Source organism: Sulfurifustis variabilis (assembly GCF_002355415.1).
Taxonomy (GTDB): Bacteria; Pseudomonadota; Gammaproteobacteria; order Acidiferrobacterales; family Sulfurifustaceae; genus Sulfurifustis; species Sulfurifustis variabilis.
The window spans coordinates 3006416-3032848 of sequence record NZ_AP014936.1; the positions used below are offsets into that span (position 1 = coordinate 3006416).

Here is a 26433-nt window from a genome sequence, read left to right on the forward strand (position 1 = left end):
TGCCGGATTGCTTCGTCGCTTCGCTCCTCGCAATGACGAGGTTGTCCGGTCCTATCGGATCGACTCCGCGGTGTAACGCGCCACGCGAATCGACGCCGACCAGTACTCGGGCGGCAGCCCCGCCTTGTGCTTGAGATGGCGCAGGAACTCGCGCGGATCGGGCAGCGCATGCCACACCGCCGGCAGAAAGGTGCCGTGCCGATGCCCCTCCGCGAGGATCAGGCCGTCGACGCCCGGGCGGAGTTGCCGGAGCAGGTCCTCCTCGGATTCGAAGGCGAGCGGCTCGGGCACGCTCAGAATGGAGATGTGCAGGCTCAGGCGCTCGAACTCGGGCCAGGTGAGCGCGGGAAAGCGCGGATCGTGGTACGCCGCCGAGTACGCGTTCTCCACGACATCGACGACCAGCGGACGATGGGCCTCGAGCGTGCCGATGCACCCGCGCAGCCGCTCCTCCACCTCGATCGTCACGAAGCTCGCGCGGACCGCGCACAGCCCCGGTCCGTGCTCCTCGGGGCGGACGGCCAGACGCTCGCCGCACAAGCCCTTCCGGATCGACGTGCGGGCGAGATCGGCCAGCCGCGCGCGCTCGCCCGGATTCAGCGAGGCTTCCTCATTCGAAAACGTACGCGCCATAACCCACCACCCGATCGCGCGTCCCGGCCGTGTCTCCCGAGTTGCGCAGGTCCACGGTGCGCGCGACGAGACCCCGCTTGCGGGCGACGTGCAGCAGCCCGCTCACCGGCACCCGGCCGCAGGCGGACTCCCAGTCGAGATCTTCGTAGCGCAGCGCCTCGATGGCGACCGACGTCGCGCGGTCGAGCTCGACCGCCGTCTCGTAGTCGTAGTAATGGCTGAGGTCCGAGCTGACGACGATGACGGTCTCCGGCCCACCCCAGAGCCGCTCGAGCACCTCGCCGACCTCGACGGCGCCCGCCTCGCCGACCACGAGGGGAACCAGCAGGAATTCGCCGAACACGGCCTGCAGGAACGGCAGGTGCACCTCGAGGCTGTGCTCTTCCGCGTGCGGAGCATCGAGCCGCACCACCTGCGGAAGATCGGCGAGCGCGGCGAGCGCATTCGCGTCGACCGCGATCGGACCGAGGGGCGTCTCGAAATGGGACGCGTTCGCGGCCGCCAGTCCCCGGAACGGCACCCGGTGCGCGGGCCCGATCAGCACGACGCGCTCGACGAGCGCGCGTGCGGGCAGAAGGCGGGCATAGGCCGAGGCCGCGATCGGCCCGGAGTACACGTAGCCCGCGTGCGGCGCGATGATGGCCTTCGGGGCGCCGCCTTCGGCGTTCGCCCCTGCGAGGAGTTCATCGACCAGCGCCTTGAGGGCAGGGCGAGCGGCGGGATAGAAGAGACCGGCGACGGCGGGCTTGCGTACGGCGCCCATGACGTACCTTTGTCGGTGTGTGCGTATGACAAGATGAAGCCGTGCGCGGGTATTTTCAAGCGAGAGTTGAACTGCCCTGTCGCGGCGCCCATCTAAGTGCACGTTATGGCCGAGGAAAAGTTCGAGGACGCCGTCCCCACGACGTACTGGCACCGGCTCCCGGACGGGCGGGTGCAGTGCGACGTCTGCCCGCGGTACTGCAGGCTCCACCGCGGTCAGCGGGGGCTGTGCTTCGTGCGCGCGAACCAGGACGACCGGATCGTGCTCACGACCTACGGGCGTTCGAGCGGCTTCTGCGTCGATCCCATAGAGAAGAAGCCGCTCAACCACTTCCTCCCCGGCACTCCGGTGCTGTCGTTCGGCACCGCCGGTTGCAACCTCGCCTGCAAGTTCTGCCAGAACTGGGACATCAGCAAATCGCGCGAATGGGACACGCTCGCCGACGCCGCATCGCCCGAAACGATCGCCCGGGCGGCCAAGTCGCTCGGCTGCCGCAGCGTCGCTTACACGTATAACGACCCTGTGATCTTCATGGAATATGCGATCGACGTCGCGCGGGCGTGCCGCGAGCACGGCATCAGGTCGGTGGCGGTCACGGCCGGCTACATGGCCCCCGAACCGCGCCGGGAGTTCTACCGCTACATGGACGCCGCGAACGTGGACCTGAAGGGCTTCACCGAGGATTTCTACTTCAAGCTTTGCGGCGCCCATCTCAAGGACGTGCTCGAGACGCTCGTCTACCTGAAGCACGAGACGAACGTCTGGTTCGAGATCACGACGCTCCTGATCCCCGGACAGAACGATTCCGATGCCGAGCTGGACGCGATGACGAAATGGGGCGTCGCGAACCTCGGCCCCGACGTTCCGTGGCATTTCACCGCCTTCCATCCCGACTGGAAAATGCGCGACATCCCGCCCACGCCGGCGTCCACCCTGACGCGCGCCCGGGAAATCGCCCGGCGGAACGGCGTCCGATACGCCTATACGGGCAATGTCCACGACGAAGCCGGCGGGAGCACCTACTGCCATGCCTGCGGGGAAAAACTGGTCGGCCGCGACTGGTACGTCATCACCGAATGGAACCTCGATGCCGAAGGCCGGTGCGCACGGTGCGGAACGGCGTGCGCCGGCGTGTTCGAAACCGCGCCGGGAGAATGGGGTGCAAAGCGCCTGCCCGTGCGCCTCAAGAACTTCGCGGCCGCCTGAGCGGCCTTGACCGGCATCAAGAACCGCGCCGGCGGCGCGTGTTACTGATCATCCATGCTCTCGCTGCCGAACCCCGCCGTCCGCGATCTCCCCTCCCTGCGCAATCGCCTGCGCGTGTTCCGGGACCGCCGGCACGCGGGCGAAGCGCTCGCCGGCCTGCTCGCCGCATACCGGGGGTCGGACGCGACGGTGCTGGCGATCCCCGCGGGCGGCGTGCCCGTCGGCGCCGAGCTGGCTGCCCGTCTGGACCTGCCGCTCGACGTCGCCGTCGTCAGCAAGATCACCCTGCCCTGGAACGCGGAAGCCGGTTACGGCGCCGTGGCCTTCGACGGCACGGTCCTGCTGAACGACCGGCTGATCGCCGCCCTCGGGCTGAGCGACGAGGCGATCGCGCTCGGCGTCGCCGCCACGCGCGAAAAAGTGTCGCGTCGCCTGCAGCAGTTCGGCGGCCCCTGTTCCGTGCCGGCCGGCCGCGCGATCATTCTGGTCGATGACGGGCTCGCCTCCGGATTCACCCTGCGCGCCGCGATCGCCGCGCTGCGACGACGTGCGCCGGCGTCCCTCGCCGTCGCGCTCCCGACCGCGCACGGCGAAAGCGTCGAGACGCTCGTCCCTGAACTCGACGCGCTGTACTGCGCGAACGTGCGCACCGGTCGCTCGTTCGCGGTCGCCGACGCGTACCGGCAGTGGTGCGACGTGAGCGAGGCCGAGGCGATAGAGCTGCTTCGTGCCGCCCGCGCGCGGGCCGCGGAGGCCGGGTGACGGCCGCGCGCTGGGAACACTTTCCGCACGAGGCCGACATGGGGGTGCGGGGAATCGGAACGAGCAAGGCCGAGGCGTTCGAGCAGGCGGCGCTGGCGATGACCGCGGTGATCACCGAGCCGTCCGGCGTCGCGGCACGCGAGGCGGTCGCGATCCGGTGCGAGGCGCCCGACGACGAGCTGTTGCTGGTGGACTGGCTGAACGCGCTGATCTACGAGATGGCGACCCGCGGGCTGCTGTTCGGCCGGTTCCAGGTGACGCTGAGCGACGGCGGCCTCGACGGCACCGCGTGGGGCGAACGGGCCGACGTCGCGCGCCACCGCCCCGCCGTCGAGATCAAGGGCGCGACCTATACCGCGCTGCGCGTCGCCCGCGAGAACGGGGAATGGATCGCGCAGTGCATCGTGGACGTGTGAGCGGATCATGGACATCACCCTTTTCAAGCGACGTTCCGACTACGAATGGGAGATCGAACCGACCGGCGGAATGCGCGTGCCGGGGGTCATTTACGCGAGCGAGGCGCTCGTCCGCGAGATGGACCACAAGGTGTACGAACAGACGGTCAACGTCGCCGCGCTGCCCGGGATCGTGCAGGCGTCCTATGCCATGCCCGACGCCCACTGGGGCTACGGCTTTCCGATCGGCGGCGTCGCCGCGTTCGATCCGGACGAGGGCGGCGTCGTGTCCGCCGGCGGCGTCGGGTTCGACATCTCGTGCGGCGTGCGCTGCCTGCACACCGGTCTGACCGCGGACGACATCCGCGGCGTGCAGAAGCTGCTGGCCGACACCCTGTACGTGCGCATCCCCGCCGGCGTGGGCAGCACCGGGCGCGTGCACCTCAACCGCGAGGAGATGGACGCCATGCTCACGGGCGGCGCGAAGTGGGCCGTCGACCGCGGCTACGGCACGGCCGCGGACCTGGACCGCACCGAGGAGCACGGGCAGATGCGCGACGCCAGGGCGGCCAACGTTTCCGACAGGGCGAAGAAGCGCCAGCAGGACGAGATGGGCACGCTCGGGAGCGGGAACCATTACCTCGAGGTGCAGGAGGTCAGAGAGATCTATGACGCGAAGGCCGCGGCGGCCTTCGGGCTGAAACCCGGCGACGCGGTCGTGAGCATCCACTGCGGCTCGCGCGGGCTCGGCCACCAGATCGGCACCGAGTTCCTGAAGAAGATGGCGATCGCCGCCGGAACGTACGGCATTGCGCTCCCGGACCGGGAGCTCGCCTGTGCGCCGATCCATTCGCCGGTCGGCGAGGAGTATCTCGGCGCGATGCGCGCGGGCATCAACTGCGCGCTCGCCAACCGCCAGATTCTCACGCACCTCGTGCGCGGGGTGTTCGCGGACGTGCTGCCGCAGGCGCGCCTGCCGCTCCTCTACGACGTCTCGCACAACACGTGCAAGGTCGAGGAGCACGTGGTCGACGGGAAGCCGCGCCGGCTGTTCGTGCATCGCAAGGGCGCCACCCGCGCCTTCGGCCCGGGGCACCCGGACGTGCCCGAGCCGCTGCGCGCGGTCGGCCAGCCCGTGCTGATCGGCGGCTCGATGGGCACCGGATCCTACGTGCTCGTCGGCACGAAGGAGGCCGAGGCGCGCTCGTTCAGCTCCGCCTGCCACGGCGCCGGGCGCGCCATGAGCCGGCATCAGGCCTATCGCACTTGGAAGGGGCGCCAGGTGATCGACGAGCTCGCGGGCCGCGGCATTCTCATCCGCAGCCCCTCCTCCCGTGGCGTCGCCGAGGAGGCGCCGGGTGCGTACAAGGACGTCGGCGCGGTCGTCGATGCCGCCGACGCCGCCGGCCTCGCCCGCAAGGTCGCGCGTCTCGAGCCGCTGGTCTGCGTGAAGGGATAGTGCGGCAAAGCAGCGACAAGTGATAAGTTCAAAATACTAAGTAAATGAGGCGCGCTTCGCGCGCATCCGCAACTAGTCGCTTATCACTTAAGAACTAATAACTGCTTTCCCGTGGCCGTCCACAACGCCGACATCGCCAAGGTCTTCGAGGAGATCGCCGATCTCCTCGAGATCCAAGGCGAGAACCCGTTTCGCATCCGCGCCTACCGCAACGCCTCGCGGCTCATCGAAGGCCTCGGCGTCTCGATCGGCGAGATGATCGAGAAGAACGAGGACCTCACGGAGCTACCGGGCATCGGCAAGGACCTGGCGGGCAAGATCAACGAGGTCGTGGCGACAGGCACCTGCGAGGCCCTGGAGAAGTTGCGCAAGCAGCTCCCGCCAACCCTCACCACGTTGCTCCGGATCCCCGGCCTGGGACCGAAGCGAGTCCAGACGCTCTACCGTGAGCTCGACATCGGGACACCCGAGCAGCTGTACGCGGCGGCGCACGAGGGAAAGATCAGCGCGCTGCCCCATTTCGGGGAGAAGATCGAGACGACCATCCTCCAGGCGATGGAGAAGCACGTCGAGAAGGAGGCGCGGTTCAAGCTCGCGACCGCCGCGCAGTACGCCGAGCCGCTGAAGAGCTATCTCGAGACGATCCCGGGCGTGAACCGGGTGGTCATCGCCGGCAGCTACCGGCGCGCCAAGGAGACGGTCGGCGACATCGACGTGCTGGTGACCGCCCGGCGCGGCAGCCCGGTCATGGACCGCTTTACCGAGTACGACGAGGTCGAGCAGATCCTGTCGAAGGGCCCGACCCGCTCCACGGTGAAGCTCCGGTGCGGGCTGCAGGTCGACCTGCGCTTCGTGCCGCAGGCGAGCTTCGGCGCGGCGCTGCACTACTTCACCGGCTCCAAGGCCCACAACATCGCGATCCGGCGCCTGGGCCAGCAGAAGCGGCTCAAGATCAACGAGTACGGCGTGTTCAGGGGGACGAAGCGGATCACCGGCGAGACCGAGGAGTCGGTCTTCCGCTCGGTCGATCTCCCCTTCATCCCGCCCGAGATGCGCGAGAACCGGGGCGAGATCGAGGCGGCGCGCGCCGGAAAGCTGCCTCGGCTCGTCGAGATCGGTGACATCAGGGGCGACCTGCACGTCCACACGAATGCGACCGACGGGCACAACACGCTCAAGGAGATGGTCGAGGCGGCGAAGATGCGCGGCTACGAGTACGTGGCCATTACGGAGCACTCGCGGCGGGTGACCGTCGCCAAGGGCCTCGACCCGCAACGGCTGCGAAAGCAGATCGACGAGATCGACCGGCTGAACGAAAAGCGCTTGGGCATCACCGTCCTCAAGGGCATCGAGGTCGACATCCTCGAGGACGGCAAGCTCGACCTGCCGGACTCCGTGCTCTCCGAGCTCGACCTCGTCGTCTGCGCGGTCCACAGCAAGTTCGACCTGCCGAAGGGAAGACAGACCGAACGCGTGCTGCGGGCCATGGACAACCGTTACTTCACGATCCTCGCCCACCCCACCGGCCGGCTCATCCAGGAGCGCGGCCCGCTCGAGCTCGACATGCTCAAGGTCATCCGCAAGGCACGCGAGCGCGGCTGCTTCCTCGAGCTCAACGCGCACCCCGAGCGCCTCGACCTGCTCGACGTGTACTGCCAGATGGCGCGCGACGAAGGCGTGGCGGTCGCCGTCAGCACCGACGCGCACAGCACCCGCGACTACGACTACATGAAGTACGGCATCGGCCAGGCGCGCCGCGGCTGGCTGGAGGCGAAAGACGTGCTGAACACCAAAGGGCTCGCCGACCTGGAACGCCTGCTGAAAGCCGCGCGCGGCGCCTGAACGGCATCGCGCGAACTAGGCCGCCGGAAGGCGAAGCGGTCCCCGCAACCTGTTCTTCCGGATCGCGTGGTCGGCCATCAGTAGGGCGACGACGGCGCCCACGGCGCCCACCCACCAATCGCGCCGGAACTCCTCGAGCCCGTAGCGATACCATTCGACTCCTTCGTACATCACGCCGAGCAGTTCCCATAGCCAGATGACGCCGTTATAGATGCCGTGCGCCAGCATGGGAACGAAAAGCGACTGCGTGCGCAGATAGAGCACCGCCATGCCCACGCCGAACATCGCGATGCCGAGCGGCTCCGGGTGCAGGGCCCCGAAGAGCGCCGACGACGCGAGGATGCCCCGCCAAAGCCCCCACTTGCGGGCCCAGCGATGGAGCAGGTAGCCGCGGAAAAGGATCTCTTCGAGCACGGGCGCGAGCACGACCAGGGAAAGGGCGCTCAACAGGTTCGGGAGAACGGGGATCGCCCCTTCCGCCGTGATAAACACGACGGGTTCGTACACCCAATCGAGCCACCAGGCGACGAACTTCGGCTGCACGACCGACAGGGCGCCGTAGATGAGGGTCACCAGCCCGGTACCGAGGCAGAAAAGAAACAGGTCGACCTTGAGGATCGCCGGAAGGTCGTTTGCCGTGGGCGCGCGGCCGAACATGCGCGCGGCGTCGATGCTCGTCGCGTAACCGGCGACGAGGGCGAAGGCGGCTATGGCGAAATGGGCGTAGTAGTGAAAGAAGAGACCCGGCCAGTACCAGTCGACTTCGCGGACATTGGCCCGGACGAGCTCGGCGCCCGGCTGCAGATACCAGGCGATGACGATGGCCAGGAGGCAGTACCTCGCCTTCAGCTTCTCGAAAGCGCTGGCCCCTTCCATTTCGCTGCAGCCGCCCCGCGTCGTGGTCCTGAACGTTAGAAAAGTCGAGCGCCACCGGAAGGTCAAGGGTGAGCCCGGCGTCGGATCGAGCACGCCGGCCCGGGACTCAAGCGGATCAGACGGTCGGAAAGCCCGATGCGAGGGATTTTCGGAACAGCACCACGCTGCGATGAACGAACTCGATCGTCCAGCCGAAACGCGCCGCGATCCAGACCATCGTGGCGGGACGGTAAAAGCAGACGTGGGTAGGGTCCCGGATGTAATGCCAGTCCGCGAACGCGCGCCCCTCTCGCAGCATCTCCGTCATCACGCCCAGCCATCCGCCCGGGCGGAGCAGGCGGTTGAGCCGATCGAACTCATCGGCCGGCGAATGGAAGTGCTCGACGACTTCCGTGCACGTGATGAAGTCGTACGAGCGACGAAGCGGCCCCAGGTCCGGCGCAAAGAAGGGATCGTAGACGGCTGTTCGAAACCCTCTTTCGGCGAGCATCACCGACAGGGTCGGTCCGGGTCCCGCACCGTAATCCAGTCCTTCGGCGCCCGCCGGCACTCGCTCGACGAGCGGCAAGGCCAGCCGGTCGAGAAACGCGCGGTAACGGGTGTCCGCCGGATGGTTCTCGTGCGTCGCGTAGTGCTGCCGCTCCGCGGTCGATGCCGGTCGTTGCTCCGGCGCAAGGGACACGAGGCGGCAGCGCACGCACTCGACATACCGACGTGCGCGAACCTCCGCGTAGGCGCGCGCGCCCGGAGACCGGCAGAGCGGACAACGGGAAGGATGGATCAAGCGCCCGGAAACGGGAACCCGGTTGCCCGGCCACCCGCGCCCCTCATGATGCGATCACCTGGCACGGCATGTTGCCGCAAGCGCCTTTGCGTCGAGAGAAGGCAAAACGTTTCACGGCTGCTTCTCTGCTGCGGGCTCGGGCAATCGACGCGGGTCCCTCACGACGGCATCCCGGGCCAGCGCCAGATCGGATCCGTCGATCGAACCACGTGCATTCCGGCTTCCTGGAAGCGTCGGAACGCCCGATCGGCGTCTTCGGTGTAGTCGATGACGCCCGGGACGACGACCGGAGAGGTGCAGTCCTCGAGCAGGTAGACGCGGCGCGCCAGCGCCCTATCCTGCGCCTCGATGCCGCGCAGCAGGTCCGCGATCGTCCACGCGACGCAATGGCTCTTCGCCTGGCCGGCGATGATGACCGCATCGAAAGACAGCAGCTCCCGGACGAGCGCCTCATCCTTCTGCGCGATCGGCCGGCCGTCCGGACCTTCGGTTACCTCGGGGCCGAGCACGGAGTAGTGCTCGGTCAGCGGATTGCCGCCCTTCACGTGGAAGTTCGGCTGGCTCATGCGCGCCATGCCGTGAAAAAAGACCGCCTCTTCGATCAGCGGGACGAGCGCGTGCCCGATGCCACCGAGCATGCTGTGGTACGGCCAGACGGTGAGAGCGTACTTTCCGCTTGCGGCCAGCTGCTCCGCGTAGTGCTCCAGGTGCCGCTGCCCGTAATCCGGATCGAGACCGAGGGCGCCGGCCGCCGCGCGATTGAAACGCCAGCGGCCGCTCTTCACGTCCTCGACGGACACGAGCGTGTACGGCGGGGGCGGGTTGCCGTTCTCGTCCGCCAGGAAAACGGCGTGAAAGATCTGTATCGCGTGATGGGTGTCCATCGTGGGCACGATCCGGGTAATGCCCTTGAGATTGCGATAGATGAACGCGGCGAGCCGCCGGTTGTCGTCGACCGCGCCCGTACCCGAGCGGCCGGCGACGTAAAGCTCGAAACCGGGCAGGCAGAAGGTGTTCTGGACGTCCACGAGGACGAGCGCCAGCCGGAAAAGGTCTTCCGCCGAGGCGGGAATGTCCTGCTGCGCGGCCCACGCCCGCGCCTCGCGTGCGCGCGCCTCGTACGGCACCCGCCAGACCTCGCCCGCGCGCGCTGCATCGAAGTGCGCCGGCAGCGGGAGTTCCTTGAACGAATGCTCTCCGCGTTTTCCGCCTGTCGCCACGGTGGCCGACCCCCAACGGCTGACTTAAGATCACGATCTGCGTCTCGATGCATTTAACCGCAGGGCCCGGGGAGCATCAATCGAAGCATGGATAACGGTGCGCTTCTTACGGATTTGTACCAGCTCACGATGCTGCAGGGTTACTGGCGGCATGGCATGCGCGAGACCGCCGTCTTCGAGCTGTTCGTGCGCCGCCTGCCCGAGCGGCGGGCGTTCCTGATCGCGGCCGGGCTCGAGCAGGCCCTGGAATTCCTGGCAGGTCTGCGGATCACCTCCGACGAGCGGGACTGGCTCGCGACCACGGGTCTCTTCGGCGCGGAGTTCATCGAGAGCCTCGCCGATTTCCGGTTCACGGGAGACGTGGACGCCATGCCCGAGGGTACGATCTTCTACGCGGACGAGCCGATCCTGCGCGTGGTCGCGCCCCTGCCCCAGGCGCAGTTCGTGGAGAGCCGTCTCATCAATCTCCTGCACTTCCAGACGCTCATCGCCTCCAAGGCGGCCCGCTGTACCCTCGCCGCCCCGGGGAAGCTCCTCGTGGATTTCGGGATGCGCCGGGCGCACGGCGCCGAGGCCGCCCTCTACGCCGCCCGCGCCAGCTACCTCGCGGGCTTCGCGGGAACGGCGACCGTGCTCGCCGGGCGGCGGTTCGGTCTGCAGGTCTACGGCACGATGGCCCATTCCTACATACAGGCCCACGACGACGAGGCGGCGGCCTTCGAGAGCTTCGCCATCGCGCAGCCGGGCAACGTCACGCTCCTCATCGACACCTACGACACCGAGGCGGGCGCCGCGAAAGTGGTGCGCCTCGCGCCACGGCTGAAGCGGCTGGGCATCCCGATACGCGCCGTGCGTCTCGACAGCGGCGATCTGGGCGAGCACGCGCGCAAGGTGCGCGCGATTCTGGACGAGGGCGGCCTGACCGACGTACGCATCTTCACGAGCGGGGGCCTCGACGAGTACGTGCTCCGCGATCTCCTGGCGCGCGACGCCCCGATAGACGGCTTCGGTGTCGGCACCAGTCTCGACACCTCCGCGGACGCGCCCTACCTCGACTGCGCCTACAAGCTCGAGGAGTACCGCGGCGTCGCCCGGCGCAAGCGCTCCGAAGGCAAGGCGACCTGGCCGGGCCGCAAGCAGGTCTACCGGCGATACGACCAGGCGGGACGCATGCGCGGCGATGTGCTGACGATCGAAGGCGACCCCCAGGACGGCGAGGCGCTCCTGGTCCCGGTCATGCGCAACGGCGAGCGCCTGCACCGGGAAGCGCTCGACGTCGCCCGAGACCGCGCGCTCGCGCAGCTCGAACGCCTGCCCGACGAACTTCGCGATCTCGACGGGGCGGCGCGTTACCCGGTGACGGTCTCCGCTCGCCTGCGCGCGCTCGCCGCGGACGTAGACCGACGCGTGGCGAACGCCTGAATCATGGCCCACGACCCTTTCACCTCCGGGATCTCGCGGCACATCTGGGACACCAAGTACCGCTACCGCGAGGGCGAGACGGAGCACGACCGGAGCATCGAGGACACCTGGCGCCGCGTCGCGCGTACGCTCGCGGCCGTGGAGCGCGATCCCGCCGCCTGGGAGAGCCGGTTCTACGCGGCGCTCGCGGACTTCAGGTTCCTGCCCGGCGGCCGCATCCAGGCCGGAGCCGGCACCCGCCGGCGCGTGACGCTGTTCAACTGCTTCGTCATGGGGATCATCGAGGACTCGATGGACGGGATCTTCGACGGCCTGAAGGAAGGCGCGCTGACCATGCAGCAGGGCGGCGGCGTGGGGTACGACTTCTCGACGCTCCGGCCGAGCGGGACCACCGCGCGCAGTGTCGGCGCCGTGGCCTCGGGGCCGGTGTCGTTCATGCAGATTTGGGACGCGATGTGCGCGACCCTGCTTTCCACCGGAGCGCGCCGCGGCGCCATGATGGCGACGCTGCGCTGCGATCACCCGGACGTCGAGCGCTTCATCGAGGCGAAACAGGCGGCGGACCGACTTCGGCACTTCAACCTGTCGGTGCTCGTGACCGACGCCTTCATGCAAGCCATCCGCGAGGACGCCGACTGGCCACTCGTGTTTCCGCTCGAGGGCGAGGCGCGGGCCGGCGACGAGATCGTCGAGCGCGACTGGTCGGGCGCGGCCGGCCCGCTCCCCTGCCGCGTCTTCCGGCGCGTGCGCGCCCGTGCGCTCTGGGACAAGCTGATGCGCGCGACGTACGACTACGCCGAGCCCGGCGTCATCTTCATCGACCGCATCAACCGCCTCAACAACCTCTGGTACGACGAGCGCATCAGCGCGACGAACCCGTGTGGCGAGATCCCGCTCCCGCCCTACGGTGCCTGCGATCTGGGCTCGATCAACCTGACGTGCTTCGTGCGGGCACCGTTCATGGAGCAGGCAACGCTCGATTGGGACGGCCTGGGAAGCACGGTGGAGATCGCGGTGCGGATGATGGACAACGTCATCGACGCGTCTCAGTTCCCGCTCGCCAAGCAGGCGGAACGCGCGCGCGGGACCCGGCGCATCGGCCTCGGCCTGACGGGGCTCGCCGACACGCTCATCCTGCTCGGCCTGCATTACGGCGAGGAGGCGGCGCGCGCTCGGGCCGCCGAGATCATGCGCGTGATCTGCCATACCGCGTACCGAACGTCGATCGCTCTCGCCCGGGAGAAGGGCGGCTTTCCGTTCCTGAACCGTGAGAAGCATTTGGCGGGCGAGTTCATCCGCGGTCTGCCCGAGGACATCCGGGAGGGCATCCGCCGATTCGGCATCCGCAACAGTCATCTGACCGCGATCGCACCGACGGGCACCATCAGCCTGCTCGCGAACAACGTGTCGAGCGGTCTCGAGCCGGTTTACGACTTCCATTACAGCCGGCGGGTGCTCGAGCTCGACGGCACCTACGGCGAGTACGCGCTCGTGGACCATGCCCTCGACTTCTGGCGTGGCCTCCACGGCGACGATCCGCTCCCGCGCACCTTCGTCAGCACGCAGCAGCTCGCGCCCGAGGCGCATCTCGCCATGCAGGCGGCGCTTCAGCCGTTCGTCGACAACTCGATTTCGAAGACGATCAACGTGCCCGAGCGCTATAGCTTCGAGGAGTTCAAGGACATCTATGCGCGGGCGGACAACCTCGGGCTCAAGGGATGCACCACGTTCCGCCCCAATCCCGTCACCGGCGCGATCCTCAAGATCGCCGAGCAGCCGGAAAACGCCCCCCTGTGCTGCTCGGTCGAGCGGGAGGCGGACTGAGGGCGGGAACGTGCCGACGAGCCGTCTCGCCCGCTGCCGACCCGCTCCCCCCGGCCTGGGTTTGCCGCTACAATGCTCCGCGATTGATGCGTTTCATCCGATGATCAAGAAGGTAGCCCTCGGCAAGCCGCTGCCCGATGTCGAGGTGCAGGCCACGGGCGGGAAGACGTTCCGCCTGAGCGAGCTCAAGGGCACGCCCCTCGTCCTTTACTTCTACCCCAAGGATCAGACTCCCGGGTGCACCACGGAGGGGCAGGACTTTCGTGACCGGTACGCCGCGTTCAAGAAGGCCAAGGCCGTCGTTCTGGGCGTTTCGCGCGACAGCCTCGCGTCCCACGAGAAATTCAAGGCGGCGCACGGCTTCCCGTTCGATCTCGTCTCGGACCCCGATGAGAAGCTTTGCAGGCTCTTCGGCGTCATGAAGGAGAAGCAGAACTACGGCAGGACCTACCTCGGCGTGGACCGGAGCACGTTCGTCTTCGACAGGGAAGGCGTCCTGCGGAAGGAGTTCCGCGGCGTGAAGGTCGCGGGGCACGTCGATCAGGTGCTCGAAGAGGTCAGGAGACTATAGCGAAGCGATGACCACGAAGCGGAAGATTTTCGTCCTCGACACGAACGTCCTCATTCACGACCCCACCGCCATCCTCCGGTTTCAAGAACACGACGTCTACCTGCCGATCGTTGTCCTCGAGGAGCTCGACCGGGCCAAGGTCGGCATGTCCGAAGTGGCGCGCAACGTGCGCCAGGTGAGCCGGTTCCTCGACGAGCTGGTCGAGAAGGCCAACGGGGACATCAGCAACGGCGTGAAAATCCCGGCGGTCATCGAGTCGATCGAGACCGGGCGGCTGCACTTCCACCTCGAAGCGGTCCACAGCGTGCTGCCGAACGGGATGCGCGGGGACAGTCCGGACAACACGCTCCTCGGCGTCACCCTCGACCTCGGCAAGAGCCATCCGGGCCGCGAGGTGATCCTGGTCACGAAGGACATCAACCTGCGCATCAAGGCGCACGCCTTGAGCGTGCGCGCGGAGGACTACACCACCGACCAGGTCCTCGACGACGCGAATCTGCTCTACACCGGCGTGGAAAAGCTCAACGGCGACTTCTGGGAGAAGCACAGCAAGGACATGGAGTCCTGGAAGGAGGAAGGGCGCACCTTCTACCGCCTGACCGGGCCGCGCGCGCGCACGTGGTTCCCGAGCCAGTTCGTCTACACGGAGGACGAGCGCCGGTTCGAGGCGATCGTGCGGCGGGTCGAGGGCGAGTCGGCCGTTATCGAGGTCGTCAAGGACTACGCGCACGAGCGGAACAAGGTCTGGGGCATCAACGCGCGCAACCGGGAGCAGAACTTCGCGCTGAACCTGCTCATGGATCCCGAGATCGACTTCGTTTCGCTCCTGGGCCAGGCGGGCACGGGCAAGACCCTGATGACGCTCGCCGCCGCGCTGACCCAGACCCTGGAGCACCGGCGCTACACCGAGATCATCATGACCCGCATGACCGTGCCCGTCGGCGAGGACATCGGCTTTCTGCCCGGCACCGAGGAGGAGAAGATGGGCCCGTGGATGGGCGCACTCGAGGACAACCTCGACGTGCTGCACGACACCGGCACCGGCGAGCACGGTTCCTGGGGGCGGGCCGCGACCCACGATCTCCTGCGCTCGCGGGTGCGCATCAAGTCGCTCAACTTCATGCGGGGCCGCACGTTCCTGCGCAAGCTCCTCATCATCGACGAGGCGCAGAACCTGAGCCCGCACCAGATGAAGACGCTGATCACCCGGGCCGGGCCGGGCAGCAAGATCGTCTGCCTCGGCAACATCGCGCAGATCGACACGCCCTACCTGACCGAAACGACGTCGGGGCTCACGTACGTGGTGGACCGCTTCAAGCAATGGGAGCACAGCGGACACATCACCCTGCAGCGCGGCGAGCGCTCCCGTCTCGCGGATTACGCTTCGGAGATCCTCTGACCGGGAGGGGCGCCCGCCTGTCTGCCGCCATAGAAGCCGCCCCCGGGGCGGCTTCTATGGCTGGGCATCACTCGCGCTCGCTCGTGAGTTTCTCGTAATGCCGCCGGAACAGGACCTCGAGCTCGTCGATGACCTCGACCGCGTTGCGCCCCTGCATCACGTGCTGCGAGACCAGCACCGACGTTTCGTTCAGCAGCTTCGACGGATTCAGCATGGGATACGTCGCGCGCAGCCGCTTGATCGCCCGCACGACCGTCTCTTCCTCGGGCCGTGGAATCTCCGCGGGAGGCGGGAGGTCCTTGTTCGCACCGTAGCGGGCGAGCAGGAACTCGGCGTAGTCGAGAAGCGCCCGGGCCTGCTCGTCGGCCAGCGCGTCGAGGATCTCGATCAGTCGCTTTTCGGTCTTGCCGGTCATCACGGGTAGCCGGGGCACGTGAGCGGCGGGGCCCGGCGGGACCGGGCACGCCGTCACGGCTTGTCCGTCGACGCCTGCTTTTCGCAGTGCTCGCGCGCGAAATCCATGAACTCCTCCATTGCGCGCAGGCGAAACTTCTGCCGCTGAAAAACGATCGAGAACGGGCGCTCGAGCGGCGGATCGAGCGGCCGGGCGACGACGGTCCCGAGCTTGAGCTCCTTGATGACCGTCGCCTGCGACACGATCGACACCCCTAACCCGGCCTCGACCGCGCTTTTCACCGCTTCCGGGTTGCCGACCTCGACGCTGACATTGAGGTCGTGAAGCTGCACGCCGGCGGTCGCCAGGTAGTCCTGGATGAACTCCCGGGTGCCCGAACCCTCCTCGCGGCACACGAACGGCTGGCCGTCCAGGTCCTTGGCGCAAATGCTCGCCTTCTTGGCGAGCGGGTGGTTCGGCAGGCTGATGAACACGAGTTTGTCGTGCCAGCACACTTCCACGGCGAGGTTCTTGTTGGTGATCGGCGACTCGACGATTCCCACGTCGACCGAGTTATCCTCGACCATGTGAACGATGCCGAGCGAGTTCGAAACCCGCAGCCGAATGTTGATGTTCGGGTAACGTTCCTTGAATTCGCCGAGCAGCTGCGGCAGCACGTATTCGGCGATGGTCGTGCTGGCGCCGATAATGAGGATGCCGCTCACGTCGCCCGTGAGCTCGCGCACGCGGTTCTCCATTTCGGCGTAGAGCGCGACGATCCGGTCGGCGTACTCGTACACGCGCTCGCCCGCGGCCGTGAGGGAGATCCGGTTGTGGGTGCGGTCGAACAGCCGGGTGTTGAAGTACTCCTCCAGCTGCCGGATCTGGAACGTCACGGCCGGCTGCGTCATATGCAGCGTCTCGGCCGCCTTGGTGAAGCTGAGGAGGCGGGCAACGGTGTGAAAGACTTGGAGTCTGCGGTCTGCCATCGTCTTGCCGGGCGGAAATCGTGCCGGGTGGGGCGTTGCATTTCATCACAACGACCGGCCGATTGGTATAGCGGTGCGCCGGATGCGGGCAAGCCCTCGAGCGCTACCCGAGACCGCACCTCTCGGCCGGACCGATGGTAACGAGCCGGACGGAAACATCGGACCTCGATAAGGAAACGCGAATGCGTTTTTTTGCGGGCAGACCGCCGGCGCCGTACGAGCGATCAGGCGAAACCTTCGAGCTTGAGCTTGAGGTCGGTCGGGCTGGTCGCGTGCTGGAGCGCGGTCTCCTCGTCGATGTCGCCCTGCTTCCAGAGCTGGTAGATCGCGGCGTCGAAGCTCATCATGCCTTCGGCGACCGTGCCCTTGCGGATGAGGTCGGCGATGTCCTTGATCTTCAGGGGATCGAGGATCAGCTCCCGCGCGAGCGCGGAGACGGTGAGCACCTCGCAGGCCACGACCCGGCCCTGGTTGCTCTTCTTCGGCAGCAGGCGCTGGCTGACCACCCCTCTGAGGTTCTGCGCGAGCTTCGCCCGCATGCCGGCCTGAGTCTCCGGGGGGAAGCTCGAGATGATGCGCGAGACGGTTTCGGCGGCGGCCGGAGAATGCACCGTGGAGAAGACGAGATGCCCGGTCTCCGCGGCCGTCATCGCCGTTTCGATGGTCTCGGGGTCGCGCATCTCGCCGAGCAGGATCACGTCGGGGTCCTCGCGCAGCACGGCGCGCATGGCGTCGGCGAACGTATTCGTATCCACGCCGACCTCGCGCTGGGTCACGATCGATTTCTTTTCCGAGAACAGGAACTCGATCGGGTCCTCGATGGTGACGATGTGGTCCGAGCGGGTCAGATTGATCTCGTTGATGAGCGAGGCGAGGGTCGTCGACTTGCCGGAGCCGGTCGAGCCGGTGATGAGCACCAGCCCGCGCTCGAGCTTCGTGAAGTTCATCACGATCTCGGGCAGCTTGAGGTCGGCGGGCGTCGGGATGTTGGTGTTGATGACGCGCAGCACCATGCCGATCGAGCCGCGCTGGTAGAAGACGTTCGCGCGCACGCGCCCGATGTCCTTGAAACCGATGGAAAGGTCCACCTGGTGCTCTTTCTCGAACTGCGCGAGCAGCCGCGCGGACATCATCGTGCGCGCGAGGCGCTCCATGAACTCGCCGGGCAGCGGGGCGATCTCGCGGATCGCGCGCAGCGTGCCGTCGATGCGCAGTATCGGGTGATTGCGCGTGCGCAGGTGGATGTCCGAGGACTTGAGCCGCACGGCAAGCGCGAGCACCTGGCCGAGAAGCTTCAGGGGATCGGTGGCGGCCGTGATCTGGGTCGCGCCGGCTGCTGGGCTCGCCGCCGACCCGGCGGAGGGATCACTCATCTGGCGATTCTGGGCTGTGCGTTTTGACGCTAAGTGTAGACCATTCACGAGTCCCTTCTAGCGGACCCGAAAGCGACCGCCGAACCGCTTGCCGGAACGGAAAGGGGCAGGGCGATCCTGCCCTGCCCCTCGCGTCGGGAACCGACGGGGTCTAGATATTGCGCTGGAAGCCGGCCACGCGCTCCAGGGCCACCAGGATGCCCCACGGCGCGCTCATGATCTTGGTGAAGCCGTGCGCGCCGGCCATCTTGGTATCCGGGAAATGCAGCGCGATGCGATAACGTGCCCGCAGCGCGATCACCTTGCCGCCGACCACCATCACTTCGTACGGCAGGTACGCCGTGTGCTTCAGCTCCTGGTGATCCACAACGCCGAGGATCTCCTTGTCCGTGTCCTTGTCGCCCTTGTCCGGGCCATCGACGGCCCCCTTCGGGATACCGACGCCGAACACGCTCACTTCCTTGCCCGGCAGGTCGACGCGATAGACCTTCACCGTCCCGCCGGCGCCGGCCGCCAGGTTCTTCTCCACCGTGTCCACCGCCGTCTTGTAGTCCGGATGCTCCTTCAGCAGGTCCACGTCGTGGAAGTACGGCATCATGAAGGCGTAGCGGTACACGCCGGGCTTCAGGCGCTCCTCATCCAGGCCCACCGAGCCGAAGGACTCCCGGGCCCCGAGCGCCGCCTTGAGCTTGGCGGACACACCCTCGAGCTTGCCCAGACCGTATGCGGTGCCGATATACGCCGGATTCGCGTACGCCACCTGGATCTTTCCGTTGACCTCCGTCACCGACACGCGCTGCGCGACACCGAAGCCGCCGTTCTCGACCTTCGCGGCAGCGGCTTTCAGTTCGGGGTTGGTGGCGCAGATGACCATCGCGCCGGCGAACGGCTCGTAGGTTCCGACCAGGTCGAATCCCTGCGCCTTGAGCGCGTTCTTCACGCTCTCGGCCACCTGTTTGACGCTCCCCGGCGGCGTGTTGCCCATGATGTAAGGCTTGAGCACCTCGGCCTGCACGGCCGCGCTCCCGAACAAGGACAGCAGTAAGGCCAATACACTTACTATCTTCTTCATTTCTCTCCTCGCTGGCGGAATATCATCCGTCTCTAGTTGTGCAATTACCGGACCAGAAAAAAAGGGGGCCGTGAAACACGGCCCCTCCGGTGCTGCTTTATCGCTCACTACAGTTCTAGAACTTCCAGGCGTAACTCGCGGCGAGCTCCCACTGATCCATGCGGAGGGTAATGGTCTGCTGACCCGGTACCTCGAGCGGATTGGGCCCGCTCACCTCTTCTTCCGGTGCGTACATGGCGGCGAACGACCACTCGCTGTTCTTGTTCAGGTGATTGGTGAAGCCGAAAGTAAAGTGCTGCTCCACGACACCGGGCGCCAGTATGTTGAAGAGCACCTCGCTTTCCGGGATAGGCTGATCGCCCATGCTGTAGCCTACACGCCAGGTCCACGCCTGGCTCGTCGACCATTGGTAGCCGAGCTTGTAGATCGTCATGTCCTCCCAACCGAAGCCGGCCCCGTTGTCGGCTCCGAGTGGTGCCATCCCTATATTTGGCAGCAGCGGGTTGGCGATCGACGGAACCTTGCTGTACCAGATCTTTTGGATGTCGAATACAAGCGTCGAAGACGGCGTGACATTCCAGGCGAGACCTACGGTCGCGGTGGCCGGGATATCGAACCCACCTTCCTCGGCGAACAGCCCTTTGTAGCTGTCGAATTCACTCATCGCCATCTCGGTCTGATAGGACGCGCCGAGCGTCACACCCGGAGCAACTTCGCCCATGATCCCGAGTTTCAGGCCGAAGCCGGTCGAGCTGTCGTAGCCGTTATCGGTGAGGTTATTGGGATCACCCGAGAAGCCGAACGCTCCGAAGGCCGCGAGCCCCGTTGCCTCGAAGCGATGAAGAAAAGCTCGCTGTCGCTGTCGACGGTCTCGGGAAAGAGTCCAAAGGCCGCCGGCGGCGGTGTGCCGGAGGGAGCTCCCTCGACGGTGTAGGAGCGTTTCGGGCTGAACAGCGAGAGCCCCGCATCGATGCGATTGCCGACCCGCACCATCCCTGCCGGATTGGTCGCGGCTGCCAGCGAGTCCTGTGGCAGCGCTACGCCCGCTCCTACCAGACCCTTCTCCTTGATGCTGTAGCCATGTGAGAAATAGCCGTTCGTGGCGAACGCACTGGGCGCGGCAACGGCGGCGGCAATGGCGAGCGCCAGGCCGTATTTCTTTTTGTGCTGCATCTGCTCTCCTCCAAAAAATGTGGAAAGGTTATTGGCTCGCAACCTGACTTTCAGAAAGGAGAATAGCCACTCCTTTCTTCGTCTGTTTTTTGTTCGCGCGTTGTTGCGCGTTCCCTACTCTGTTGCGGATAGGTGGCAGGCAAAGTATTCCTGACCGAGACGGCTGTCAATATTTCACTTTATGCCGATATATCGATATTCCATCCCCCTGAAACCATTGGCGTTTCGACAGGCGTCCTCGTGAGAGCCGAAAGGGCCGCCTCAGCCCTCGAAAGTCCCGATGTCCTCTCCCCGCATTTGCCTGCACACGGTGTCGACGTCCGCGGCAGCAAGCGCGAAAGGAAACGAGCGCATGTCGCTCGGCGTCGAGTCGCCGTACGGGCGGTTGCACGCGGACACCTCCTCGTCGTCCCGACCGGGACAGCCGGACGTCTGAAAAGGTTTTCCCGAACGGATCAGGGTCTCGAGCTCCGCGTCCGGAACTCCGAAGTCGATGACGCGACCGGTATCGTCGAAACGCATGCGGTCCGCGTGCCCGTCCGCGTAGTCGATGATGAAGCGACCGAGCTGTACGCGCCGCCACTGGTCGCGCGGGACCGCCTCCCAGTCCTCCATGAGAGAGCCGCGCTCCGGATAGAACGCGAACATATGATTGTGTCCGCCCATGTCCTTGATGCGCTGCGCGACCTCGAGGATCTCGCGCTCGGTCTCCCCCATGCCGCATATCAGATGCGCCCCGAACTTCTCCGGTCCGAAAATCTCCGCCGCCCACTCGAGCGCGCGCCAGTAGGTGTCCCACTTGTGGGGGCTGTCCACGCCTTTGCCGCGCGTGCGATCGAAGATCGCCGGCGTCACGGCGTCGAGTGCGACCGTGAAGATTTCGGCGCCCATGTCGCGCAGGCGAACGAGGTCGTCGTAACCCAGCGTCGTCGGATTGGAAAGGATGGAGACCGGAATATGAGGCACCTCACGCACCCACTTTTCGAGGAGCACGAAGGTGTCCGCGTCGGAGCTCGGGTGGGTGATCATGGAGATGCACATCCTCTGGAACTGCGCCCTGTCGTCTCCGTTCTTCACGCGCTCGAGGATCTCCTCGTAGCGCGCGGTCGGCCAGTCGACCCGTATGAAGTTGCGATCCGCGTAGTCACGCGACTCCTCGCGGTGGCGGGCCAGGCCGCAGTACGCGCAATTCGCGCGGCAGCCCTCCGGGTAGGTCACGAGCAGATTCAGGCAATGCGTGCAGGCCGTGCGGTGCATCCGGCCCTCGACCAGACCGAGCGTGATGGCGGCGGCGGTCGACAGCTGGACGTACTCCGGCGAGCGCATCTCGGGCGTCCGCCGGCTGTGGTCGGGACGATAGAACCGGATCGGGACGGCGTCGGTCTGCGCGCTCATGCGGCCTCCTCGTTCACTCGAAGTACTCCTTGAAAGCGATCCAGCCACGCCGCTGCACGGCGTCGTCGTTCGCGGCGCGCTTGCGCCAGAACTGCGCGAGCCATGCGCGACGGGAGAGCGCACGCTCCAGGCTCGGCCCGTACTGCTCGCGAAGCTCGCTCTCGTAGTCGGCCAGGGCGGACGCGCGGCCGCCGAGATAAGCGGCGGCGGCATCCCCGGCCATCTCTCCCGATTGCACCGCCGCCGCGATGCCCGCTCCGGAGATGGGATGCGTGAGGCCGGCGGCATCGCCCGCGAACAGAACCGGGCCTGCGACGACGCGCTCGCGCAGCCCGCTCACGGGAATGGCGCCCCCCGTGCGGAAGAAGCACTCGGCGCCAACGCGTCCGCATGCGACAAGGTGCGCGTGAAGGCGGTCCAGAGGCGTCCGGAGCTCGGCGGTCAGCCGGCGGTCCGCGCCGAGCCCGAGATTCGCACGGTCGCCGCGCGGGAAGAGCCAGCCGTACCCCCCCGGATACAGATCCGAGAGCCAGATGTCGGTCTCGGTGCACGCCTGCGTGAGAGGCACCGTGTACTGACGCGTCTGCACGGTCTCGAGTGCAGGCAAACCAAGCAGTCGTGCCACCTGCGAGTGCGGGCCGTCGGCGGCCACGAGCACGCGCCAGTCGACGGAGTTCGTTCGCTTTCCCACCTGTAACCGGGCGGTGGTCCCGTCGAGCCACGCGAGCCGCGTCCGGGTGCTGACTCGTGCCCCGGCCGCTTCCGCTCGCCGTGCCAGGGACCGGTCGAACTCCGCGCGATCGACCATCAGCCCCTGGAACGGCGAGCGTTCGAGGTCGCCGGAAGGAAGGACGCTGTTCATGCCTTGAATGTGCTGTACGAGGACGCCGGGCTCGGCGGTGTAGGTCGAGAGCGGCCGGGGCACGAACTCCGCGCACTGCACCGGCTCGCCGATGCGCTGCTTCCGATCGATGGCGAGCACCGAGAGCCCCGCTCGTGCCGCCGCCCAGGCAGCCGCCGATCCGGCGGGACCGAGGCCGACGACGAGCACGTCGACGTTCGTCGTCACGGGACTGCCTCTCGGTCGCCGTGCTGGTGGAGTGCCTGCACGGCGTTCGCGATCGCGCGCACGAAGTCCTCGCGCCTGAGCAGCAGCATCTCGGCCGGGTAGGCGCGAAAAAACGATTCCACCGTACGCCGGTAACCGTCCAGGGGCGAGTCGCGCAACGCCGCTTCGAGATCGGCGACGAGGCGCCGCGGGTTCACGAAAAAGTCGCCGGTGAACCATGCCTGCTTGATGCGGTTGCGGGCAGGATCGACGGCAAGCGCGACCCGCACCAGCCCGCCCTCCGCCCTGTGCAACCCCTCGACGACGGGCGCTTCGTCGACCGGCCGGTCGGTCGAGTAGACCCAGGCGGGCGTGTCGATCTCGCCGATCGCGAGCTCGAAGCGGCGTTGCTCGTCCGGTGCGAGGCCGCGGTCTTCGAAGTCGACACCGAATCCCTCGGCGAATGCGCGCGTGAGGGCGTGGCGGATCTGCTCGAGCCGCGGGGCGTCGCCGAGGAGCGCTTTGAGGGTCGTCACGCGTTCGCGCGCTGAAGCGATGGCCTTGGGGAGAAGCTTCTCGGCGGGGATGCGAAGGACCTGCAGCATGCGCTCGATGTCGAAGTCGATGAGCAGCGTGCCCTGATACATGATCGAGTCGCCGTCGAAGGCGCCCCCGGTTCCCGATATCTTGCGACCATCGACCTCGATGTCGTTGCGCGGTCGGTATGCGGCGGAGACCCCGAGCGCCGAGATGCCGCGCGCGGCCATCTCGCAGATACGCCGCGCGATCGCGCCCATGTCCGCGGTACCGAGCGCGCTCTTGTCGAGGTAGAGCTCCCAGCCGAGCTGTGCCGGCTCGAAGTAGATCGCGCCACCGCCCGTGATGCGCCGCTGAATGGCAATGCCATGGGCGCGACAGCGGTCCTCGCGCAGTTCCTGCGCCACGCTCTGGTGGAAACCGACGAGGGCCGCGGGTTCGAAGCGCAGGAAACGCAGCGTGTGCGGGGAGGAGCCGGCCTGGTGCGACTCGAGGAGCGCGCGATTCAGCGCGATGTTCTCGGCTGCGCGCCGGAGACCGGTATCGATGATGCGCCAACCCGCGGGCCGTTCCTTCATGGCGCGGTGCAGCCGCCGCCCGCGGTGACCGGTATACCCTTTAATCCGCTCCGGCTGCGCTCGCGTTCCTGTCGCACGATCTCGTCCAGATCGAGCGCAACGGACTCCGCACCGTCGAGCGCCATGACCTCCTCACCCACGGCGATCGAGCAGCACGCCGGCGTGACGCGCACGCTCCGGCCCATGCGTGCCGCGAGCTCGACGATGCCTTCCGACGGATGCGCCATTCCGGTGACGCCCGCCATGACCGCATAGGCGTCGATCAGCACCTTCACCTGCCCCGGGGGGCGCGCGCAGCCGAGCAGCAGCGGAAGATCCGGGAGCCGGGTGCGGGCGTCGAGCAGAAACCGGCCCACCTCGTGCGGATCGGGCGTCGCGAACGGACGGCGCGCGGGCGCGTAGAACGGCATCACCACGACCAGCACCAGCGCATCCGGGCGGTGGCGGGCGACGATGTCGAGCGCGCCCCACTCTCCGAGCAACCGGCCGTAATGCAGGCCGATGACGATGTGCGGCACCACCTTCATGCGCGTCGCGACCAGCGCTTCGAGTGCGCGCTCGAAGTCGGCAACCGGACGCTTGAGATGATAGACGTGCGTGACCGTCTCCTGCGCGCCGATCACGTCCATCATCGCGACGTCGATGCCCGCGTCCTCCATGCGCCGTGCCTTGTCGGCATCGACGAGCGCCGTGTGAGCGGCGATGCGGAAATCGGGATAGCTGTCCTTGATGCGCCGCACGGTCGGGTAGAACGGATCGTATTCCACCTCGTCGCGGTGATTCGAACCGCCGGTGAGCAACATGCCCTTCGCGCCCTGGCCGATCATCGACTCGACGACCTGCCACAACGCGGCCGGCGTGCGCGCCGCGATCATCGGCTCGAGCACCTTTGCCTTGCAGTGGTCGCACTTGAGCTTGCACTCACCGCCCGTGATGGACACGGCGGGCCACGACTGCCTGCCGCAGCCGCGGATCTCGGAGCTCGCGTAGGCCTTGAAGGTGGGCGTATAGAAGTGGATCGAGGAGCTCTCGTCCCTCGCAGCGGCCGCCGCGAAGTCCGCCACGAGGTCCGCGCGCACCGGCAGTTCTTCGAGCGCCTCCACCTCCGCGAGGATGTCCAGCCAGCTGCGCATGCGCCCGCCGCGGATGGTTGCCGGAAGGGTCAGCAGCCCTTGAAGCCGTCGGCGTTCATCTTCGCCTCGAACGCCTGGAGCGCGTCGTTTCCGGTCTTCAGCGCCGTGGCATCGGCGTCCCAGTTCGTGGGCTTCAGCCGGACGATCCAGCCCTCCCCGTACGGATCCCTGTTGATCGTTCCGGGTTTGGCCGTGACCGCGTCGTTGATCGCGACGACTTCGCCCGCAACCGGGGCTTTCACCGGGCCAACCCACTTGCCCGACTCGACGGTCGCGCACGACTTGTCTTTCTCGATCGCCTTGCCCGCCTTCTTGGGCGTATAGGAAACGATCTCGCCGGCGAGGGAGCAGGCGTACGACGTGAGGCCGACGCTGACGTTCCCGTCCGCCTCCCGTCGCGCCCAGACGTTGTTATCGATGTTGTAGTGCAGTTCTTCGGGAATGTTGCATCCGCGCACGACGCCCATGGCGATCCTCCCGATCCGAAAAGGGTGACAATACGGCCCGGAACGGACGTTTTTACTGCAAACGCCTGCTCGAAACAATGACGGCCGGCAGACTCCGAGCCCTCGTAAAGACAACACCGGGTGGATGGCCAAACACGTCGACGCCGCAACGCGGCGCTGCACATCGCTGATAGCGTGACCGCGGCGCTTCCTGCCCGGTGCCGGTCGAATCGCGATGCGCGCGTATGCGTCGGGGATGCGAAACAACGGGATGGGTATCGTCGCGTCCCCGGCCGTCCGGAGACAAATGCCACGGCCGGGCAGTCCATTGCCCGCCGCCGTGCGTGAGCTACGGGAACTGCGTAAAGAGAATTACATGAACAGGCAGATGTCGGATTCGCCGGCGAACGCCATGAACGTCGATGCGCCCCCGAATTCGATGCCATCGATCAGGTCCTGCGGACTGAAATCGAACAGGTCCACGGTCATTTGACAGGCGATCATCTTGACATCGGCCTCCTGGCACAGGCCGCGCAGCTCTTCGATGGTGGCGATCCCTTTCGACTTCATCTTCGACTTCATCATCGCCGTCATCATGGCCTCCATGCCCGGAATCGCGGTGAAGAGCACCGGGAACCACTTGTCCATGCCCATCGGCATCGGCATCCCCGGGTTTCCCAACGGGCTGACCTTGAGGCCCATCTTCTTCTTGAGGAGTTGCAGGCCGTAAAACGTGAAGAAGATCTGTACCTCGTATCCGAGCGCGGCCGCCGTCGAACCGAGAATGAACGGCGGATAGGCCCAGTCCAGGGTACCCTTGGTGGCGATGATCGCCATTTTCTTGCCTGCCATGACACTCTCCTCGAAAGCGAAGACGGCCCGTCGTGCGCCGTACGCGCGTGTTAGTTATAGGTTCAGGCCTTCTTGATCAGGAAGCTGTATTCCCCACTCGCCTCGTTCGACTCGAGCAGCTGGTTGCCGGTCTGCTTGGCGAATGCCTGGAAGTCCTTCACGGACCCCGGGTCCGTTGCAAGAATGCGCAGCGTCTGTCCGCTACTCATCCCGTTTAGCGCCTTTTTTGCGCGAAGGATCGGCAGGGGGCAGTTCAGACCCCTTGCGTCAAGTTCTTGATCAGCCAT

General features: G+C 66.7%; 26 protein-coding genes. 9 read left to right on the top strand and 17 right to left on the bottom strand.

What is annotated here, in order from left to right; genetic code table 11:
• Positions 1 to 51 precede the first annotated feature (51 nt).
• A complete protein-coding gene (gene amrA / locus SVA_RS14570) occupies positions 52 to 633 on the bottom strand; it encodes an AmmeMemoRadiSam system protein A (RefSeq protein WP_096461911.1) in 582 nt (193 codons plus the stop codon).
• On the bottom strand, positions 611 to 1396 hold the full coding sequence (gene amrB, locus SVA_RS14575; protein WP_096461912.1) for an AmmeMemoRadiSam system protein B: 786 nt from the start codon (positions 1394 to 1396) through the stop codon (positions 611 to 613). Before amrB ends, amrA begins: the two co-directional genes overlap by 23 nt.
• 105 nt (positions 1397 to 1501) lie before the next feature.
• Here amrB and amrS point away from each other — a divergent pair, with 105 nt between their 5' ends.
• The 5 genes from amrS to polX all read left to right on the top strand — a co-directional run bounded on the left by amrS (position 1502) and on the right by polX (position 7060).
• Positions 1502 to 2602, top strand: a complete 1101-nt coding sequence (gene amrS, locus SVA_RS14580; protein ID WP_096461913.1) for an AmmeMemoRadiSam system radical SAM enzyme — start codon at positions 1502 to 1504, stop codon at positions 2600 to 2602.
• Positions 2603 to 2656: 54 nt separating this feature from the next.
• Entirely contained in the window at positions 2657 to 3364 is a 708-nt protein-coding gene (locus tag SVA_RS14585) for a phosphoribosyltransferase (protein ID WP_096461914.1), read from the top strand.
• Complete coding sequence (locus SVA_RS14590) at positions 3361 to 3780, top strand: archease (RefSeq protein WP_197703234.1); 420 nt, start codon at positions 3361 to 3363, stop codon at positions 3778 to 3780. The genes SVA_RS14585 and SVA_RS14590 overlap by 4 nt, the downstream gene beginning before the upstream one ends.
• A gap of 7 nt (positions 3781 to 3787) precedes the next feature.
• A complete protein-coding gene (locus tag SVA_RS14595; RefSeq protein ID WP_096461915.1) occupies positions 3788 to 5218 on the top strand; it encodes an RtcB family protein in 1431 nt (476 codons plus the stop codon).
• Between the two features lie 111 nt (positions 5219 to 5329).
• Positions 5330 to 7060 (top strand): DNA polymerase/3'-5' exonuclease PolX, encoded by a 1731-nt coding sequence (gene polX / locus SVA_RS14600; protein ID WP_096461916.1) that lies wholly within the window; start codon positions 5330 to 5332, stop codon positions 7058 to 7060.
• A gap of 15 nt (positions 7061 to 7075) precedes the next feature.
• Here the strand turns inward: polX and SVA_RS14605 are convergent, their stop codons facing one another.
• The 3 genes from SVA_RS14605 to SVA_RS14615 form a co-directional block, all read right to left on the bottom strand.
• Complete coding sequence (locus SVA_RS14605) at positions 7076 to 7936, bottom strand: CPBP family intramembrane glutamic endopeptidase (protein WP_096461917.1); 861 nt, start codon at positions 7934 to 7936, stop codon at positions 7076 to 7078.
• A gap of 115 nt (positions 7937 to 8051) precedes the next feature.
• Positions 8052 to 8618 carry a class I SAM-dependent methyltransferase gene (locus SVA_RS14610; protein ID WP_197703235.1) on the bottom strand — a complete coding sequence of 189 codons (567 nt, stop codon included), beginning with the start codon at positions 8616 to 8618 and terminating at the stop codon, positions 8052 to 8054.
• Positions 8619 to 8878: 260 nt separating this feature from the next.
• On the bottom strand, positions 8879 to 9940 hold the full coding sequence (locus SVA_RS14615) for a cysteine hydrolase family protein (RefSeq protein WP_096461919.1): 1062 nt from the start codon (positions 9938 to 9940) through the stop codon (positions 8879 to 8881).
• 87 nt (positions 9941 to 10027) lie between these two features.
• Between SVA_RS14615 and SVA_RS14620 the strand changes: the two genes are divergently transcribed.
• The 4 genes from SVA_RS14620 to SVA_RS14635 all read left to right on the top strand — a co-directional run bounded on the left by SVA_RS14620 (position 10028) and on the right by SVA_RS14635 (position 15156).
• A complete protein-coding gene (locus SVA_RS14620) occupies positions 10028 to 11362 on the top strand; it encodes a nicotinate phosphoribosyltransferase (RefSeq protein ID WP_096461920.1) in 1335 nt (444 codons plus the stop codon).
• 3 nt (positions 11363 to 11365) lie between these two features.
• The gene (locus tag SVA_RS14625) at positions 11366 to 13186 is read left to right on the top strand and encodes an adenosylcobalamin-dependent ribonucleoside-diphosphate reductase (RefSeq protein WP_096461921.1); all 1821 of its coding nucleotides are present in this window, start codon (positions 11366 to 11368) and stop codon (positions 13184 to 13186) included.
• A gap of 100 nt (positions 13187 to 13286) precedes the next feature.
• Positions 13287 to 13757: a peroxiredoxin gene (locus SVA_RS14630; RefSeq protein ID WP_096461922.1), complete on the top strand. Its 471-nt coding sequence runs from the start codon at positions 13287 to 13289 to the stop codon at positions 13755 to 13757.
• 7 nt (positions 13758 to 13764) lie between these two features.
• A complete protein-coding gene (locus tag SVA_RS14635; protein ID WP_096461923.1) occupies positions 13765 to 15156 on the top strand; it encodes a PhoH family protein in 1392 nt (463 codons plus the stop codon).
• A 67-nt stretch (positions 15157 to 15223) separates the two neighbouring features.
• Here the strand turns inward: SVA_RS14635 and SVA_RS14640 are convergent, their stop codons facing one another.
• From SVA_RS14640 to SVA_RS14695, 12 genes are all read right to left on the bottom strand, one after another.
• Positions 15224 to 15571 (bottom strand): Crp/Fnr family transcriptional regulator, encoded by a 348-nt coding sequence (locus SVA_RS14640; RefSeq protein ID WP_096461924.1) that lies wholly within the window; start codon positions 15569 to 15571, stop codon positions 15224 to 15226.
• A gap of 53 nt (positions 15572 to 15624) precedes the next feature.
• Positions 15625 to 16539, bottom strand: a complete 915-nt coding sequence (locus tag SVA_RS14645; RefSeq protein WP_096461925.1) for a selenium metabolism-associated LysR family transcriptional regulator — start codon at positions 16537 to 16539, stop codon at positions 15625 to 15627.
• Positions 16540 to 16763: 224 nt separating this feature from the next.
• On the bottom strand, positions 16764 to 17912 hold the full coding sequence (locus tag SVA_RS14650) for a type IV pilus twitching motility protein PilT (protein WP_096461926.1): 1149 nt from the start codon (positions 17910 to 17912) through the stop codon (positions 16764 to 16766).
• A 151-nt stretch (positions 17913 to 18063) separates the two neighbouring features.
• Entirely contained in the window at positions 18064 to 18984 is a 921-nt protein-coding gene (locus tag SVA_RS14655) for a DUF302 domain-containing protein (RefSeq protein ID WP_148665496.1), read from the bottom strand.
• Between the two features lie 115 nt (positions 18985 to 19099).
• Complete coding sequence (locus SVA_RS14660) at positions 19100 to 20176, bottom strand: outer membrane protein transport protein (RefSeq protein WP_197703479.1); 1077 nt, start codon at positions 20174 to 20176, stop codon at positions 19100 to 19102.
• A gap of 242 nt (positions 20177 to 20418) precedes the next feature.
• Entirely contained in the window at positions 20419 to 21552 is a 1134-nt protein-coding gene (locus tag SVA_RS14665; protein ID WP_096461928.1) for a radical SAM protein, read from the bottom strand.
• A gap of 13 nt (positions 21553 to 21565) precedes the next feature.
• The gene (locus SVA_RS14670; RefSeq protein WP_096461929.1) at positions 21566 to 22621 is read right to left on the bottom strand and encodes a geranylgeranyl reductase family protein; all 1056 of its coding nucleotides are present in this window, start codon (positions 22619 to 22621) and stop codon (positions 21566 to 21568) included.
• The gene (locus tag SVA_RS14675; protein WP_096461930.1) at positions 22618 to 23715 is read right to left on the bottom strand and encodes a lipoyl protein ligase domain-containing protein; all 1098 of its coding nucleotides are present in this window, start codon (positions 23713 to 23715) and stop codon (positions 22618 to 22620) included. The genes SVA_RS14670 and SVA_RS14675 overlap by 4 nt, the downstream gene beginning before the upstream one ends.
• Positions 23712 to 24848 (bottom strand): radical SAM protein, encoded by a 1137-nt coding sequence (locus SVA_RS14680; protein WP_096461931.1) that lies wholly within the window; start codon positions 24846 to 24848, stop codon positions 23712 to 23714. The genes SVA_RS14675 and SVA_RS14680 overlap by 4 nt, the downstream gene beginning before the upstream one ends.
• A 29-nt stretch (positions 24849 to 24877) precedes the next feature.
• Entirely contained in the window at positions 24878 to 25315 is a 438-nt protein-coding gene (gene gcvH / locus SVA_RS14685) for a glycine cleavage system protein GcvH (RefSeq protein ID WP_096461932.1), read from the bottom strand.
• A gap of 351 nt (positions 25316 to 25666) precedes the next feature.
• Positions 25667 to 26146: a sulfur carrier protein DsrE2 gene (dsrE2, locus tag SVA_RS14690; protein WP_096461933.1), complete on the bottom strand. Its 480-nt coding sequence runs from the start codon at positions 26144 to 26146 to the stop codon at positions 25667 to 25669.
• A gap of 62 nt (positions 26147 to 26208) precedes the next feature.
• The gene (locus SVA_RS14695) at positions 26209 to 26433 is read right to left on the bottom strand and encodes a sulfurtransferase TusA family protein (RefSeq protein ID WP_096461934.1); all 225 of its coding nucleotides are present in this window, start codon (positions 26431 to 26433) and stop codon (positions 26209 to 26211) included.

Coding starts and splice junctions, on each gene's coding strand:
- SVA_RS14630 (WP_096461922.1), top strand. CDS start 13,287: ATGATCAAGAAGGTAGCCCTCGGCAAGCCGCTGCCCGATGTCGAGGTG.
- gcvH (WP_096461932.1), bottom strand. CDS start 25,315: ATGGGCGTCGTGCGCGGATGCAACATTCCCGAAGAACTGCACTACAAC.
- SVA_RS14620 (WP_096461920.1), top strand. CDS start 10,028: ATGGATAACGGTGCGCTTCTTACGGATTTGTACCAGCTCACGATGCTG.
- SVA_RS14650 (WP_096461926.1), bottom strand. CDS start 17,912: ATGAGTGATCCCTCCGCCGGGTCGGCGGCGAGCCCAGCAGCCGGCGCG.
- SVA_RS14680 (WP_096461931.1), bottom strand. CDS start 24,848: ATGCGCAGCTGGCTGGACATCCTCGCGGAGGTGGAGGCGCTCGAAGAA.
- SVA_RS14595 (WP_096461915.1), top strand. CDS start 3,788: ATGGACATCACCCTTTTCAAGCGACGTTCCGACTACGAATGGGAGATC.
- amrB (WP_096461912.1), bottom strand. CDS start 1,396: ATGGGCGCCGTACGCAAGCCCGCCGTCGCCGGTCTCTTCTATCCCGCC.
- SVA_RS14585 (WP_096461914.1), top strand. CDS start 2,657: ATGCTCTCGCTGCCGAACCCCGCCGTCCGCGATCTCCCCTCCCTGCGC.
- SVA_RS14635 (WP_096461923.1), top strand. CDS start 13,765: ATGACCACGAAGCGGAAGATTTTCGTCCTCGACACGAACGTCCTCATT.
- SVA_RS14695 (WP_096461934.1), bottom strand. CDS start 26,433: ATGGCTGATCAAGAACTTGACGCAAGGGGTCTGAACTGCCCCCTGCCG.
- dsrE2 (WP_096461933.1), bottom strand. CDS start 26,146: ATGGCAGGCAAGAAAATGGCGATCATCGCCACCAAGGGTACCCTGGAC.
- SVA_RS14605 (WP_096461917.1), bottom strand. CDS start 7,936: ATGGAAGGGGCCAGCGCTTTCGAGAAGCTGAAGGCGAGGTACTGCCTC.
- SVA_RS14640 (WP_096461924.1), bottom strand. CDS start 15,571: ATGACCGGCAAGACCGAAAAGCGACTGATCGAGATCCTCGACGCGCTG.
- SVA_RS14675 (WP_096461930.1), bottom strand. CDS start 23,715: ATGAAGGAACGGCCCGCGGGTTGGCGCATCATCGATACCGGTCTCCGG.
- SVA_RS14625 (WP_096461921.1), top strand. CDS start 11,366: ATGGCCCACGACCCTTTCACCTCCGGGATCTCGCGGCACATCTGGGAC.
- SVA_RS14665 (WP_096461928.1), bottom strand. CDS start 21,552: ATGAGCGCGCAGACCGACGCCGTCCCGATCCGGTTCTATCGTCCCGAC.
- SVA_RS14655 (WP_148665496.1), bottom strand. CDS start 18,984: ATGAAGAAGATAGTAAGTGTATTGGCCTTACTGCTGTCCTTGTTCGGG.
- amrA (WP_096461911.1), bottom strand. CDS start 633: ATGGCGCGTACGTTTTCGAATGAGGAAGCCTCGCTGAATCCGGGCGAG.
- amrS (WP_096461913.1), top strand. CDS start 1,502: ATGGCCGAGGAAAAGTTCGAGGACGCCGTCCCCACGACGTACTGGCAC.
- SVA_RS14645 (WP_096461925.1), bottom strand. CDS start 16,539: ATGGCAGACCGCAGACTCCAAGTCTTTCACACCGTTGCCCGCCTCCTC.